14 protein-coding genes are annotated in these 14346 nt (G+C 71.8%); 5 read left to right on the top strand and 9 right to left on the bottom strand.

Features of this window, described 5'->3' with window-relative positions:
* Positions 1-607: 607 nt before the first annotated feature.
* Together ACFWPQ_RS30240 and ACFWPQ_RS30245 are read left to right on the top strand one after the other, a co-directional pair.
* Complete coding sequence (locus ACFWPQ_RS30240; protein WP_384041544.1) at positions 608-1306, top strand: DUF6230 family protein; 699 nt, start codon at positions 608-610, stop codon at positions 1304-1306.
* Positions 1306-1743 (top strand): DUF6114 domain-containing protein, encoded by a 438-nt coding sequence (locus ACFWPQ_RS30245; RefSeq protein ID WP_361294899.1) that lies wholly within the window; start codon positions 1306-1308, stop codon positions 1741-1743. Before ACFWPQ_RS30240 ends, ACFWPQ_RS30245 begins: the two co-directional genes overlap by 1 nt.
* A 102-nt stretch (positions 1744-1845) precedes the next feature.
* Here the strand turns inward: ACFWPQ_RS30245 and ACFWPQ_RS30250 are convergent, their stop codons facing one another.
* The 6 genes from ACFWPQ_RS30250 to ACFWPQ_RS30275 all read right to left on the bottom strand — a co-directional run bounded on the left by ACFWPQ_RS30250 (position 1846) and on the right by ACFWPQ_RS30275 (position 6883).
* On the bottom strand, positions 1846-2382 hold the full coding sequence (locus ACFWPQ_RS30250; RefSeq protein WP_384041548.1) for a hypothetical protein: 537 nt from the start codon (positions 2380-2382) through the stop codon (positions 1846-1848).
* 152 nt (positions 2383-2534) lie between these two features.
* Positions 2535-2834 carry a hypothetical protein gene (locus ACFWPQ_RS30255; RefSeq protein WP_384041551.1) on the bottom strand — a complete coding sequence of 100 codons (300 nt, stop codon included), beginning with the start codon at positions 2832-2834 and terminating at the stop codon, positions 2535-2537.
* The gene (locus tag ACFWPQ_RS30260; RefSeq protein WP_384041553.1) at positions 2831-3223 is read right to left on the bottom strand and encodes a hypothetical protein; all 393 of its coding nucleotides are present in this window, start codon (positions 3221-3223) and stop codon (positions 2831-2833) included. The genes ACFWPQ_RS30255 and ACFWPQ_RS30260 overlap by 4 nt, the downstream gene beginning before the upstream one ends.
* A gap of 243 nt (positions 3224-3466) precedes the next feature.
* Positions 3467-3739, bottom strand: a complete 273-nt coding sequence (gene tatA / locus ACFWPQ_RS30265; protein ID WP_384041556.1) for a Sec-independent protein translocase subunit TatA — start codon at positions 3737-3739, stop codon at positions 3467-3469.
* 140 nt (positions 3740-3879) lie between these two features.
* Positions 3880-6531 (bottom strand): HAD-IC family P-type ATPase, encoded by a 2652-nt coding sequence (locus ACFWPQ_RS30270; RefSeq protein WP_384041559.1) that lies wholly within the window; start codon positions 6529-6531, stop codon positions 3880-3882.
* Positions 6521-6883 (bottom strand): ArsR/SmtB family transcription factor, encoded by a 363-nt coding sequence (locus tag ACFWPQ_RS30275; protein WP_384041562.1) that lies wholly within the window; start codon positions 6881-6883, stop codon positions 6521-6523. Before ACFWPQ_RS30275 ends, ACFWPQ_RS30270 begins: the two co-directional genes overlap by 11 nt.
* 187 nt (positions 6884-7070) lie before the next feature.
* On the opposite strand from ACFWPQ_RS30275, the gene ACFWPQ_RS30280 reads away from it, so the two are divergent.
* Positions 7071-7526 (top strand): TerB family tellurite resistance protein, encoded by a 456-nt coding sequence (locus ACFWPQ_RS30280; RefSeq protein ID WP_361294917.1) that lies wholly within the window; start codon positions 7071-7073, stop codon positions 7524-7526.
* 25 nt (positions 7527-7551) lie between these two features.
* Here ACFWPQ_RS30280 and ACFWPQ_RS30285 read toward each other — a convergent pair whose 3' ends face one another.
* From ACFWPQ_RS30285 to ACFWPQ_RS30295, 3 genes are all read right to left on the bottom strand, one after another.
* On the bottom strand, positions 7552-8937 hold the full coding sequence (locus tag ACFWPQ_RS30285) for an MFS transporter (RefSeq protein WP_384041565.1): 1386 nt from the start codon (positions 8935-8937) through the stop codon (positions 7552-7554).
* Positions 8938-9112: 175 nt separating this feature from the next.
* The gene (locus ACFWPQ_RS30290; RefSeq protein ID WP_384041568.1) at positions 9113-9964 is read right to left on the bottom strand and encodes an aromatic amino acid lyase; all 852 of its coding nucleotides are present in this window, start codon (positions 9962-9964) and stop codon (positions 9113-9115) included.
* Positions 9965-10003: 39 nt separating this feature from the next.
* The gene (locus tag ACFWPQ_RS30295) at positions 10004-10966 is read right to left on the bottom strand and encodes an ABC transporter substrate-binding protein (RefSeq protein WP_384041570.1); all 963 of its coding nucleotides are present in this window, start codon (positions 10964-10966) and stop codon (positions 10004-10006) included.
* A 358-nt stretch (positions 10967-11324) separates the two neighbouring features.
* Between ACFWPQ_RS30295 and ACFWPQ_RS30300 the strand changes: the two genes are divergently transcribed.
* Both ACFWPQ_RS30300 and ACFWPQ_RS30305 read left to right on the top strand, forming a co-directional pair.
* On the top strand, positions 11325-13841 hold the full coding sequence (locus ACFWPQ_RS30300) for an ATP-binding protein (RefSeq protein ID WP_384041573.1): 2517 nt from the start codon (positions 11325-11327) through the stop codon (positions 13839-13841).
* A complete protein-coding gene (locus tag ACFWPQ_RS30305; protein ID WP_384041576.1) occupies positions 13838-14314 on the top strand; it encodes a roadblock/LC7 domain-containing protein in 477 nt (158 codons plus the stop codon). The genes ACFWPQ_RS30300 and ACFWPQ_RS30305 overlap by 4 nt, the downstream gene beginning before the upstream one ends.
* The last annotated feature ends 32 nt before the right edge of the window (positions 14315-14346 follow it).

The following is a 14346-nucleotide window of genomic DNA, read 5'->3' on the forward strand; positions in this document are numbered from 1 at the left end:
GCCGGGGGGGTGCCCTTCCTGGGGGGGGGGGGGGGGGGGGGGGGGGGGGGGGGGGGGGGGGTGCCCGCGCGGGCGGTGGCGGGCCGGACCCCCATACCCGGTCGGGGCGGGCCCCCCCACGGCGGTCAGGCCGGACACCGGCCGAAAGCCTGGGGGGGTTAGGCCTCCGACCGGGCCGGTCAAGGGCGTTCGGGCACGGTCCCTGGGGGGAAGCGACCGTGCCGACGCCGCGAGCGGAGCGGTGATCGAAGAGGCCGGGAAGCGGTCGATGCCGCTCGGCGGATCCGGCGCCACGGATCCGAAACAAACCAGGGAGAGTTGTAGACCTGATCACCCGTCAACGTCAAGGCCAATCAAGGGAGTTGAGCAATTGATCAAGGGAGTGCATGGTCGGAACATAATTGACGCGAATTCAACACCCTTTTTTCACAACTGTCTTGACCCTGAAAAGTAACCGCCGGTAACTTGCGGCTTGGCTACTGCTGCGTAACGAGAAAGCCCTTGCACCCGCCGGGAGTTGCGAGGAGGCGTGCGCGGCAGCCGCTGTCCGCGCCAGGACAACGTGCCACTGAAGCCCAACCCGCGTGACTAATGCATGGGAGCAGACATGGCCGAGTCCCCGGACGTTCCGTCCGCCGACAACACGCCTGAGAACCCGGGAAGCGGTTCTCTTTCCGCAACACCAGACACCACCGGGGAGACCGGAGGGGCACCGAGACGCGGACGGGTCCGGGCACGCCGGGCCGCCGTGATGGCCGTGCCGGCCACCCTGGGCCTCGCCGGCCTCGCGGTCCTGACCGCCCAGGGAGCGCTGGGGGTGTCGTTCTCCATCTCCGGCATGCCCTTCACGGTCACCGCCAAGTCGCTGGACGGCACCGGCTTCGAGCAGTTCGGCGCGCTCGACAGCATGGCCGACGGCAGCCCGAACGCCGGTGACACCGGCGGCCAGGTGCTGGTCGTCACCTCCGCGATCAAGAACGCGACCCTGGACAGCCTGTGCCAGAGCGTCGACCTCGGCGGTACCAACCTGCTCATCAAGGCGGGCAGCGGCTCGTCGAAGGTGCAGGCGACCGACCTGACCACCGACTCGACCGAGCTGTCGGGCGACGCGTCCTTCAACAACATCGAGATCGGCAACGACGCGAGCACCCTCACCAAGGCCGGGGTCAAGGGTCCTATCGGCGTCTTCAGCCAGCAGGCCGACACCGTGCACATCGACAGCCTGCGGCAGACCAACTATGCGACGACCGCCGGGGTGTTCAAGCTTCCCGGCCTGAAACTCAGCTTCAGCAGCTCGGGTTGCTGATGTCCGGCACAGACACTCCACATGAGGGGTGGCGGCCCGCCTTCCGCGGTTGGCGGGCCCGTCGGCCGTTCGTGGGCGGGCTGCTGCTGACCCTGGGCGGCACGTGGATCCTGCTCACCGAGAAGGCCTCGCTGAAGGTCGTCATACACATCGGCATGCAGGGCCTGGTGGGCTATCTGCTGCCGGTGGTCATGGTGCTGTGCGGCCTGCTGACCCTCTTCAGCCCTTCGCAGCGCCTCTTCTACTCCATCCTCGGCATCCTCTGCTCACTGGGCACCTGGGTCACCTCCAACCTGGGCGGCTTCTTCGTCGGCCTCGCCCTCGGGGCCGTCGGCAGCTGCATGATCTTCGGCTGGCTGCCGGACCAGGAGCCGCGGGTGAGCCGACGGCAACGCAAGAAGCAGGCGCGGGCAACGGACATCGTCCAGGCGCAGTGAACGTGTGAACGACGGCCTCCGCACCCGCTCCGCCGGTCGGCGCAGAGGGTGCGGAGGCCTCTTTTCCGAGGGCAGGACGGCGTGGGTCGAGGCCGACCCGCCTCACGGGCCGAGCGGGACCACGGACGCGGCCGGTCCGAGTACGCCGTCCGGCAGCTCGGCTCTCTCCGCCGTCCCGTCGACCACACCGACCAGGAACGCGAGCATGCCGCCCGCGCACTCCCACCAGGCGCCGTTGCGCCCGCCGGCGACCACCGGCCACTGCCGCGGATCCCGGCCGGCCGTACGCCAGTAGAAGACGTCGCCTTCCAGCGACTCGCCCCACGGCAGCAGTCCTCCCGGCTCCGGATAGGGCGTGTAGTCCTCGATGTCGCCGGACTCCCTCAGGTCCCCCAGGATGTCGAGGCCGTAGCGCACCCCTTCGACGTACTCCTCCTCCCGTCCGGGCGCCGGACTCCAGATCCGGAGGAACTCGTCGATCTCGACAGGCGGGTAGGCCTCGGCGAACTCCTTGAAGTCCGCCGGCAGACCGACCCCCAGTGAGCGCTCCAGGGCGGGCCAGTCGACCCGGCGGGCCACGGCCGGACGCACCGCCCGCAGCCCGGGCATCGTGCGTTCGAGGTCCGAAAGGTTCAGCATGTGTCCTGCCGGGTCGAGTTGTTCTCCACTGCCACGTCGGACAACGGTCCAGCCTTGGTGGTGGCTGTCATGTGTATTCCGGTGGGCATGGGATCCGTGTCGTCGGAGTACTCCAGGGTCACGGAATACTGCACCCCGTTTCCCTGCATGAGTTACGTCTCCGTCTTCTTCTCGCACCGCCGCATGCCGCTCTTGTTCATGCGGTCGAATCCGGTGAAGAGGTTCTCGGCCTTCGGCGCCCCGTTGAACTGGTCGCCAATGACGCGGGTCTTGTCCCATTCGTCGGCCTCACCGTCGGGGCCGTCGGCAGCTGCATGATCTTCGGCCGGCTGCCGGACCAGGAGCCGCGGGTGAGCCGACGGCAACGGAGGCCGGACGTAGTGACGTCCGTCTGGGAACGACGGCCTCCGCGACGCCGTCGGAATCGTCCGCCGCCCCGTCGAGCCGGTCATCGTCCTGTCGGCACGAGGGTGTGTCGCTCCGGCCAGGCCGGCAACCAGTCCACCGCGATCCGTCCGGTGAGTGCCTGGCGCAGCCATTCCAGCAGCGTCAGATCCGACTCGTACCAGTCCGCCCAGTTACGCCGGAAGGCCGCGACGGTCCACCGGCCCCCCTGGTCGACCAGGAACAACTGGTCGCCCTCGACGGTGTTCCCCCACAGCAGCATGCCGCCCTTCGTGGGGAGCACCTCCCCCGGCACGAAGGGGTTGCGCTCCATTCTCGGCCCCATCATCGCGGCGTACGACTGGAGCGTCCGGGGACCGCAGACGAAGAGGAAGTCCGAGATCGTCGCGTCCCCGTAGGCACGGCCGAAGTCCACGTACTCCTCGGGAAACGTCATCCCCCATTCCCCCTCCAGAGCGTCGAAGGTACCGGCAGCCCGTCGCGGAGGCAGGCCGAGAACGGGGGTCAGGACATCTGCGGCTGACACGGCAACGGCCTTTCTCTGTACGTCTCACGACACGGCGCTCGGACCGCCGCCCCGGGGAGCGGGAGCATCCCTCCGACGCCACCGGTCCGGGACGCCCCGGACCGGTCACGCCCTACGAGTTCAGAGACCCGCGGCGTACGGGACCAGAGGGCGTCAGCTCGTGGTGGCGGTCGGCTCGGCGACCGTCTTCGGCTCCGGCTGCGCGGGGGCCGCGGCCGGCTCGGCCGCCATCTGGACCGAGGTCGGCTCCACCGGCGCCGCCGCGGCGGTGTCGTCGGACTTCATGGCCTTCGCCTCGCTCTTCAGGATGCGCATCGACTTGCCCAGGGCCCGGGCGGTGTCGGGCAGCTTCCGGGAACCGAAGAGCACGATGAAGACGATCGCGACGATCAGCAGGTGCCAGGGTTCCAGTCCGTTGCGGAGCATGACCGCCCCCTCCCTTTCTCACGTTCTTTCGTGCCGGCGGAGGGTGCTTCACGGGCCTCGGCCGGGCAACGACGATTGCTACATTGCGCAACTGTACAACCCGGGGTGGGCAACGCCCCCCGGACCCGGCCCCGGGATCGCTAACGCCGGTGGTGGCGTGCCCGCACGGCCCGCAGTGCCAGCGCGTACAGCCCGAGGACGGCGGCGAGGAGTACGTGGTAGGCGGGCGGCAGCCCGGTCATGCCCAGGGCCCCGCCCAGGGGTCCCGGCGGGAGCAGCAGACCGACGGCGGCGAGAGCGGCGGCGGCCCGGCCGACGGGCCCGCGGCGGGAGCCGCCACGCAGCAGGAGCATCACCAGGGCCTGGGTGAGCAGGTTCTCGGTGAACCAGGCGGAGTGGAAGACGGCCTGGTCGTCGAGGGCGTCGGGGCCGCGCAGGGCGAGCGCGAGGACGCCGAAGGTGGCGAGGTCGGCGATCGCGTTGAGCACGCCGAAGCCGGTGATGAACCGCAGGAAGGCCCGGGGCCGCAGCACGGTCGGGCGGCGCAGTGCCGCGGGCGCGGGGCGGTCGTACGCGAAGGCGAGCTGGGCGGCGTCGAAGCAGAGGTTCTGGGCGAGCACCTGGACCGGGAGCATCGGCAGGAAGGGGAGGAGCAGGCCGGCGGAGAGCATCGCGATGACGTTGCCGAGGTTGGAGGAGAGCGTGACCCGGAGGTAGGAGGCGATGTTGGCGCTGCTGCGCCGGCCGGCGGTGACGGCGTGCCCGACGGCGCCGAGGTCCTTCTCGGCGAGGACCACGTCGGCGGTCTCGCGGGCGAGGTCCACGGCGGTGCGGGGCGCGATCCCGACGTCGGCCGCGCGCAGGGCGGGGACGTCGTTGACCCCGTCCCCGAGGAACCCGACGGTGTGCCCGGCGGCGCGCAGTCCGGCCACGATCCGCGCCTTGTCCGCGGGGGTGCAGCGGGCGACGACGACGGGTCCGGCGGTCGGTCCGGCGATCCACCCGACGGTCGGCCCGGCGGACGGCCCGACGGTCGGTCCGGCGTTCGACCCGGCGGACGACCCGGCGGACGGCCCGACGGTCGGCCCGGCGATCGACCCGGCGATCGACCCGGAACTCTCCGCCGGACACGGTACGTCCGCCGCCACCCCCACCTCGACCGCTCCCAGCCCCAGGTCCCGGCAGGCCCGCGCGGCGGTGGCCGGATGGTCGCCGGTCAGGATCCGGATCGTGATGCCGAGGTCGGCGAGGCCGCGCAGGGCCTCGGCGGCCCCGGGGGCGAGGGCGTCGCGGAAGGTGACCAGGCCGCGGAAGGCGAGGCCGTGTTCGTCGGCGGCCGTGTAGGGCCGGGTGCGGGCCGGCACCCGGGCGGTGGCCACGGCCAGGACGCGCAGCCCGGCGCCGGCCTCGCGGGCGGCGAGGCCGAGGAGGCGCTCGCGTTCGGCGGGGTCGAGGGCGCAGCGGTGCAGTACGTCCTCGGCGGCGCCCTTGGTGACGAGGACATGGGTGCCGAGGGTGCCGGCGACGACGGCGGTGGCGGTGCGCCCCTCGGGGGCGAAGGGGACGGCGCCGATGCCGTCGTACTCCTCCCCCACCGGTCCGGCCGCCGTGAGCAGGGCCTCGTCGAGGGCGTCGGGGGCGGGCAGTTCGGCGAGCTGCAGGGTCCACCAGGCGCCGACGGCCGCCCAGCGCAGCACCTCGGGGTCGTCGTCGCCGTCGGGGCCGAGGGTGCGTTCGACGACGGGCCGGTCCTGGGTGAGCGTGCCGGTCTTGTCGAGGCAGAGCACGTCGACCGCGCCCAGGTCGTGCAGCGCGGGCAGCCGTCGTACGACGACCCGGTGGGCGCGGGCCAGCAGTGCCGCGCCCCGGGCCAGGCAGGTGGTGACGATCACCGGGAGCATCTCGGGGGTGAGTCCGACGGCGACCGCGACCGCGAAGGGCAGTGTCTCCAGTCCACGGCCGCGCAGGGCGGCGTTGGCCATGAGGACCAGCGGCGGGGTCAGCAGCATGAACCGGACGAGCACCCAGGAGATGCCGTGCACGGACCGGTCGAAGGCGCTCGCCCCGCGCGGCGCGGCTCCGCCCTGCGCGACGGCGAACCGGGTCCGCGCCCCCGTCGCCACGACCACCGCCGTGGCACTGCCCGAGGCGACCCCGCTCCCCTGGAAACAGAGGTACGGCTCCTGGAGGGGCCCCGCGGCGACCGCATCGGCCGCAGCACCGGAAACGGCGGGGACGTCGACGGCGGCCTTGGCGACGGGCGCCGACTCGCCGGTGAGCACGGCCTGGTGCACGGTCAGCCCGCGGGAGCGCAGCAGCCGTACGTCGGCCGGGACCAGGTCGCCCGGGCCGAGCCGGACGACGTCCCCCGGCACCAGTTCGGCGACCGGGACCTCCCGCGCCCGCGGCTCGGTGTCGGCGCCGGAGCGGCGCAGCACGGTGGCGGTGCCGGCGACGAGTGCGCGCAGGGCGGCCATCGAGCGGTCGGCACGGTGTTCGCCGGCGGCCCGCAGTCCGCAGCTGACCGCGACCAGGGCGAGGATCACCACGGCCGTACCCCAGGAGGCGACCAGCGCGGAGACCAGGCCGAGGGTGAGGAGGACGGCGGTGAAGGGGTCGCGCAGGGCACGGGCGCAGCGCAGCGGCCAGGAGTCGGTGTGCGGGCGGGGCGGGGTGTTCTCGCCGAGGCCGGCGAGCCGGGCCGCGGCCTCGGCCTCGGTCAGCCCGCGCGGTCCCGTGTCCAGTCGGCGCAGCACCTGCAGCGAGGTGGCGGCCTCGCCCTCAGAGACCACGGAGCCGCCGGGGGGCGGGGAGTTCGGCGCCGGTGGTGCGGGCGGTGAGGCGGCCGACGAGCAGGCGTACGACGTCGACGACGTCGGGGTCGTCGACCAGGTACACCTGGCGGCGGCCCTCCCGGCGGGAGCGGACGAGGCCGGCGAGCTTCAGCTTGGTGAGGTGCTGGCTGACGGCGGGCAGCGCGCCGCCGACCCGCTCGGCGAGGCCCGTGACATCGCTCTCGCCCTGGGCCAGCGCCCAGAGGATGTGCAGCCGGGCGGGCGAGGCGAGCAGCCCGAAGGCCGCGGCCGCCTCCGCGAGCACGTCCGCGGTGGGGTCCTCGTCGCCGCTGCCGGGCACCGTCGCCACCGTCGTGGTCCTCCTGTCCAGCGCGTTCTGTCCACCGGGTCCTGTCCACCGGGTCGAAGCGACCCGTCGCAGGCCGGAGGGACAGTTTAGGACGCGGGAACTTATCGGCCGCCGCGCAAGTTTCTACGGTGTTGTAGAAGTAATTTCTTGGCAAGAAGGTCTCTTACCGACCGAGGAGTGAGTGCGCATGGCCCTGTGGGACCGCATCAAGGATTCCGCGACGCAGATGCAGACCCAGCTCGTGGCGAAGAAGAACGACCTGAAGAGCGGTGCGTTCCGCGACGCGAGCATGGCGATGTGCGCGCTCGTGGCCGCTGCCGACGGCACCATCGACCCGGCCGAGCGGCAGCGGGTCGCCCAGCTCATCTCGACCAACGAGGTGTTGCAGAACTTCCCGGCGGACGACCTGCGCCGCCGCTTCGAGGAGAATCTCGACAAACTGACCGCCGACTTCGCCTTCGGCAAGGTGAGCGTGCTCCAGGAGGTCGCCAAGGCGAAGAAGAAGCCGGCCGAGGCGCGTGCCGTCATCCAGATCGGCATCGTGATCGGCGGCGCCGACGGCGACTTCGACAAGACCGAGCAGGCCGTGGTCCGCGAGGCGTGCTACACCCTCGACCTGCCGCCGCACGAGTTCGACCTCTGACCGGCGCCCACCGGCCGCGAGCGGCTCACATCCGCCGGCTCGCGGCCCAGCAGAGGAGCGTGAGGGCCACGGCCACGGCGCAGGCGGCCACAGCCGAGCCGTCCAGATAGGCACTGCCCAGGACCGCCACTCCCAGCGTCGCCCCCAGTTGCTGTACGGCGTTCAGCGCACCCGCCGCTGAGCCGACTTCCTGGGGGCGCAGCGGTCGCAGGGCCAGCGTGAAGAAGGCCGGGGTGAACAGGCCCGCGCCCAGGCCGACCAGGGCCAGCGCGGGCAGGAGCGGCCAAGGGTAGGGGGCCGGGGCGGTGGCCGTAGCGGTAACAGTAGCGGTGGTGGCGTATACGGCCGCGGCGGCCGTCAGGCCCAGGAGCACGAGGGCCAGGCCGTACGGCATCATGCGGCGCCGGGCACCGCGGCGCCCCGACAGCCAGGACGACACCGCCAGGCCGACCGACCACGGCGTGAGGCTCAGGCCTGCCGCCAGTACGCCCTGGCCCGCCTGCAGTTGGAGCTGGAGGACCACCACGGTCAGCAGGCCGTTGGTCACCGCGAAGAACGTCGTCGAGGTGGCGAGGGCGGGCAGGAAGCCCCGGTGGGTGAAGAGGCCCGGTTCCAGGAGGGGCGTGGTCGTGCGGCGCTGGTGCAGGGCGAAGGCGGCCAGGGCCAGCAGGCCCAGCGCGAGCAACGCCCAGTCGTGCGGCGGGAGTTCGGTGAGGTTCGTGCCGATCAGGGGATAGACCAGCAGGCCCGTTCCGGTCGCCGCGAGTGCCGTGCCGGGCCCGTCGAGGGCGGGGCGGTGCGGGGCACGGTTCTCCAGGAGTTTCGGGGACAGGGCGAGGACGACCAGGGCCACGGGGACGTTCACCAGGAAGGCGGCCCGCCAGGAGGAGCCGAACAGGTCGGCGTGGGTGAGGACACCGCCGAGGACCGGCCCGCAGACGGCCGCGAGGCCCATCACCGGACCGATGCTGCCCAGCGCCCGGGACAGCTCGTCGCCCTCGAACATCGCCTTGATGAGTCCGATGGTCTGCGGAATGATCACGGCCGCTGCCGCGCCCTGCACCGCGCGGAAGGCGATCAGCAGGCCCGCCGTCGGTGCGAGTGCGCAGGCGACGGAGGCCGCGGTGAAGAGCGTGACACCGAGGACGAAGAGCCGGCGGCGGCCCGCGATGTCGCCGAGCCGTCCACCGGTGATCAGCAGGACCGCGAACGGCAGGGTGTACGCCGTGCTGAACCACTGGACGTCGGAGACGGAGCCGCCGAGGCCGGCGTGCACGGCGGGGGCGGCTACCTGGACGATCGTGGCGTCCAGGAGGTTCATCGCCTCGGCGAGGAGGAGGGCGGTGAGGGCGGGCCAGCGCCAGGGGTGGGGGGCCGGGGTGGTGGGGGCGGGTGTGGATGTGGTTTTCATGGGGGCAGCGTGCGGATCGCCGTGCGAGGGCCGACGGTTCTGGAGGGGAAGAGAAGGTTTTCCTCCATCGAGCCCGGTGTTCGTGACGGAATCACACGTGTCGAGTTTCGGCCGCGGGTGTGTGGGGGTTTGTCGCGCAGTTCCCCGCGCCCCTAGGTAGGACGGCTTCGCTCTCTCACAAGTCAGCCAGTTGCGGCAGCAGTTCCATCGCCGTCGTCACGTCCCCCGTCAGCGCACGGTCCTCCATGTCTGCCGGCAGGGCTGCCGCCGCCACCCTGAAGGCGGGCGCCGACGGCTCCACCGGGCCCAGCCGTAACGCCCGTACCGCGGCCACCAGTTCGCAGGCCAGTACCACCCGGTACGCCTCCGCCGCCCGTTCGGCCTGTTTCGCCGCCTGGCCCGCGAAGCTGGCCGCCTCCTCCAGGTCGTGGCAGGCCAGGGCGGCCCGGCCCACGGCGAGGGCGTTGCTGCTCAGGAGGGCGAGCGAGTCGCCGGGGCGGAGGGCGACCGGGGCGGGCAGTTCGGCGTCGGGGGACGCCGTGAGCCAGGGCCGTTCGCCGATCAGGGTGAGGCCGGTCTGGGCCAGGGCCGTCAGGTCGCCGGTGCCCACACCGCCGTACTCGTTGATCACGGGGTGCACGCCGAGGCGCAGGGCCTCGGTCAGTGCCGTGACGAAGGAGGGGTGGATGCCGGAGCCGGCGGCCAGCAGCTGGTTGGCCCGGACGGCCATCAGCGCGCGGGCCTGACGGGCCGGCAGCACCGGGCCGGCGCCGCCGGCATGGCTGCGCAGCAGGCGCAGGGCGTGGCCGGCCGCGTCGGAGGGGTCGACGGCGACGGAGCGGTGGGCGCCCACGCCGGTGCCGCGGCCGTACCACTGCCCCTGTGCGGCGAGCCGGCCGGCGCTCTCGTGGGCCCGGCGGACCCGGTGGAGCGCCCCGGGCGGTACGACGGGGCCGGCAACGGCGTCGGCGAGCCGGACGAGTCCGGTCAGGCCGAGGCCGTTGCCGTCGAGCATGACACGGTCCAAGGAAGGTCCAGGGAGGATCCGTGGCAGGTCGGACACGGGTCAGCTGGTGAGGCCGACCTTCTTCAGCCAGGCCTGGGCGACGTCCAGCGGGTCCTTGTTGTCCGACTGCACCTGGGTGTCCAGGTCCAGCAGGGCCGCGGTGTCGAGCTTGGCGGAGACCGCGTTGAGGGCGTCGGTGGCCGTCTGGTTCAGGGCGCTCTTGTAGACCAGGGGCTGGACGTTCTCGAAGCCGAAGAGGTTCTCCGGGTCCTGGAGGACGACGAACTTCTCCTTGGTGATGGTCGGGTCCGTGCTGAAGATGTCGCCGGCCTGCACCGCGTTCTTCTTCAGCGCGGCCTGGGTGAGCGGGCCGCCCGCGTCCAGGGCCTTGAAGGACTTGAACTCCAGGCCGTACACCGACTTCAGGCCGACCAGGCCCTGCTGGCGGGTCTGGAACTCCGGCGAGGCGCCGATGACCAGGTCCTTGGCGATGCTCTTGAGGTCGGCTATGGAGGACTTCTCGGTGAGGTTGTACTTGGCGGCCGTGGCCGCGTTGAGCGTCACCGTGTCCTTGTCCTGCGCGTCCGCCGGGTCGAGCAGCGTCAGCTTGGAGTCCAGCTTCGCCTCGATCGCCGAGGTGGTCTCCTCGACGGTCTTCGGGGCCGCCTTGGGGTCGAGGTAGGCGAGCAGGGCGCCGTTGTACTCGGGCAGGACCGAGATCGAACCGTTCTTGAGCAGACCGTAGGTGGTCTCGCGGCTGCCGATGTTCGACTTGTAAGTGACCTTGACGCCCTTGGCCTTGAGTGCTTCGCCGTAGATGTCGGCGATCAGGATGCTCTCGGCGAAGTTGTTGGAGCCGACGACAACGGTGTCCCCGCTCGCCTTGCTGTCCGACAGCGGGTCGGACTTGCTGTCGTCGGAAGAGGAACAGCCCGCCAGCAGGGCCGTCGTCGCGGCGAGCGCGACCGCCGCCACGCCTCGGTATGTCCGGATTGACCTGCTGGGAAGGGTGTTGGAAGTCACGGTTGCCGTTCCGGGAGCTGTGGGAAGGGTGGGGGTGTTGCGAACCACGCGAGGCCTGTTGCGCGCCACGGGGCTGTTGCGAACCACTCCCGACGATCCAATCCAGCCGGTTCTCGGTCAGTCAAGTGTCTCCGGGTCACCGATTGGCTTCGATCCGTGGCCAGTTGTGGACGGAGAGCGGTCTCTTTGTAACGGATTCTTGATAAACAGCAAGCGGAATGGTGCTTCAAGAACGCTGTAGTCTCACGGCAGTTGATATCGGTCACAGCGGTGCACGGGGCCCGCTACTCGGTGTCGTTCCGCAGCAGCTCGGGGTGAAGACGCCCCCCAGACCAGACACCCTCATGAAGGAGGCCCGGTGTCCACGAACCAGGTGGACGCGCCCGTCCTGCCCGCCCAGGCGCGGGGCGGGATCAGGGGTTTCGCCGACCGTTGGCCCTTCCGGCGCAAGCTCAACCTGCTGGTCGGTGTACCGCTCGCCGTCATCGCCGTACTGCTGGCCTACGTCTTCACCGACCTGGTGGAGCAGTCCACCAGCGCGGAGGACGCGGCGCAGACCGTCCGGGACAGCACGCAGGTGGCACGCCTGGTGGACAAGGTCGAGGCGGAGCACCAGCAGGCGATCCTGCTCTCCGCGCGCTACGAGTCCGGCTACTCCACCCCCTCGGCGGCCGCCTATCGCGCGGCCCAGGAGTCGGTGAACTCCCAGGTCGCGAAGGTCCGCGACGCCTTCGGCGACCGGCTGCCGGACACCGAGGCGGACGCACTGCGGCAGGTCGAGGGCCTGTCCAGCCTGCGGGACTCCGTCGAGCAGTCCTATCTGCCCGCCGACAACATCGACCCGGCCTACACCAACGCGTCCAACGACCTGATCGACGGGCTCGGTCTGGACCGTGACGCCAACCTCGCCTCCACCTTCACCGGCAACCTGCTGGACTCGCTGCTGCGTGCGGACGCCGCCCACGGCGCCTTCGAGACCAACGTGCTCGCGGCGACCACCGGGGACACCAACGCCCTGATCGAGTTCACCAACGCGGTCGGCGCCTACGACCTCTACCAGCACCAGGCCGACCGCTTCACCCGGTTCGCCACCGAGGGACAGGCCCGGCAGCTGGCCGACGTCGAGCACACCAAGGCCCAGACCACCATCGCCCAGTCCTTCGCCGAGCTGCAGATCGACCCGGCGCAGCTGGAGTCCGGGAACCAGGAGCAGATCCGGCAGGCCGTCAAGGACGCGCTCTCCGACTACCCGGCCTACCTCCAGCAGGCCACCGCCCGGCTGACGATCACCACCTCGCTCATCGGCCAGATCGCCGACCGGGCCGACGCCGCCGCCGAGTCGGCCAAGTGGCACGCGATCTACCTGCTGAACGGCGCGCTGCTCGGCTTCATCCTCTGGATCACCCTCGCGGCGCTGGTCCGCCGCTCGGTGATCCGCCCGGTGCAGGCCCTGACCGGGGTCGCGCACGAGGTCGCCGAGGTCGCGGGCCGTGAACTCGCCCGCGTCGCCGACGACGACGCCGAGGACTCCGGTCCGCCCCGGCTGCGGGACATGCCGGTCACCGCACGCGACGAGATCGGCGACCTGGCCGAGGCCTTCAACCAGGTGCAGACCACGGCCGCGGCCCTGCTCGAACGCCAGGTGCTCAGCCGCCGCAACACCGCCGAGATGTTCGGCAACGTCGGCCGCCGCGTCAGCAACCTGACCACCCGCCAGCTCGCCTTCATCGACGCGGTGGAGCGTGCCGAGACCGACCCGGCCCTGCTCGAACGCCTCTACTCCATCGACCACATCGCCGTCCGCCTGCGCCGCAACGCCGACAGCCTGATGCTGCTGGCCGGCATCCGGGAGACGGTGCTGGCCGCGGGCCCGACCCCGGTGTCCAACGTCGTCCGGGCCGCGCTCGGCCAGATCGAGGGCTACCAGCGGGTACGGCTGTACGCCGGCACGGACGCCATGATCGAGCCGGACATCATCGGCGACCTCACGCTGATGGTGGCCGAACTCCTGGAGAACGCGGTGTCGTTCTCGCCGGCGGGCAGCCCCGTCGAGGTGACCGTCCGCTCCAGCGACGCGGGCGCGCACATCGTTGTCACCGACCACGGCCTCGGCATGAGCGCCGAGCGGCTGGCCGAGGAGAACATGCGGCTGATCCGCCGTGAGCGGCTCGACCTGGTGCCGACCAAGGTGCTCGGCCTCTTCGTGGTGGGTGCGCTGGCCCGGCGCTGGGAGATCGGCGTCGAGCTGACCCGGACCCCGGGCGGTGGCGTCACCGCCGAAGTGACCCTGCCCTCCCGGCTGTTGCTGACGATGAGCGCGGTGGCGGACACCTCCGGCACCCCGTTCGCCGCTGAACCGAAGCAGCCGACACAGCCGGCTGAGCTGACGGCACCGACGGCACCGGCCGCGCTGACGAAACCGGCGGCACCGGTGGCGTCGGCCGAGGTGACCGGCCCGACCGCCGCCGTCACCGTGCCGTCCTGGGCCGAGCCGGAGAACCCGCTCCCCCGCCGGCAGCCGCGCCGCGAACCGGCCGCCGAGCCCGCCGAGCCGCAGGCCCCGCTGATCCCGGCCGCGCGCTCCGGCGAACCTCCGGCCGACGACTCCGACGACGCCGGCGGGCCCCGCCCGCTGCGCCGCCGGGTACGCGGCGCGACCCTCCGCACCACCGTCGGCGCCGCCCAGAGCCTCGCCCAGGCGCCGCGCACCCGCGACGCCGAGGCCGAGCGGGACGCGCTGGACGAGTTCGAGGCGGCGGTGGAGCGCGCCCGGCGCGAGAGCGACACCGGAAGCCACGAGCGGCCTCTGCCGCGCATCGACCCCACGCACCCCCCGCAGGACCAGAACCACCTTCCGGAAGGAGCCGAGCAGTGAGCACGTCGACAGGTGACACCCCGACGGGCGGCGTCACGCCGACCGACCTGCAGGCGGCCGCAGCCGACTTCACCTGGCTGCTGAACCGCTTCGCCACCGAGACCGCAGGCGTGGTCGACGCGATCGCCGTGTCCTCCGACGGTCTGCTGATCGCGGTCTCGGAACTGCGCGAGCGCGCGCATTCCGAGCGACTGGCCGCGATCGTCTCCGGCATCACCAGCCTGGCCGCCGGTGCGTCCGGCAACTACGGCCTGGGCGGCCTCAACAAGGTCATCATCGACCTGGAGGGCGGCCATGTCATCGTCTCCGCGATCGGCAGCGGCGCCGTGCTCGGCGTGGTTGCCGACAAGGAGGCCAAGCTCGGCAACATCGCCTACGAGATGACGCTGTTCGCCAACCGCGCGGGTTCGGCGCTCAGTCCGCAGCTCGTCCTGGAGCTGAAGAACAGCGTCGGCGTCCCACAGACGCGCTGACCGGCACCGCCGGTCGAGTTGCCGAGAAGGCC

The organism is Streptomyces sp. NPDC058464 (genome assembly GCF_042721035.1).
Lineage (GTDB): Bacteria > Actinomycetota > Actinomycetes > Streptomycetales > Streptomycetaceae > Streptomyces.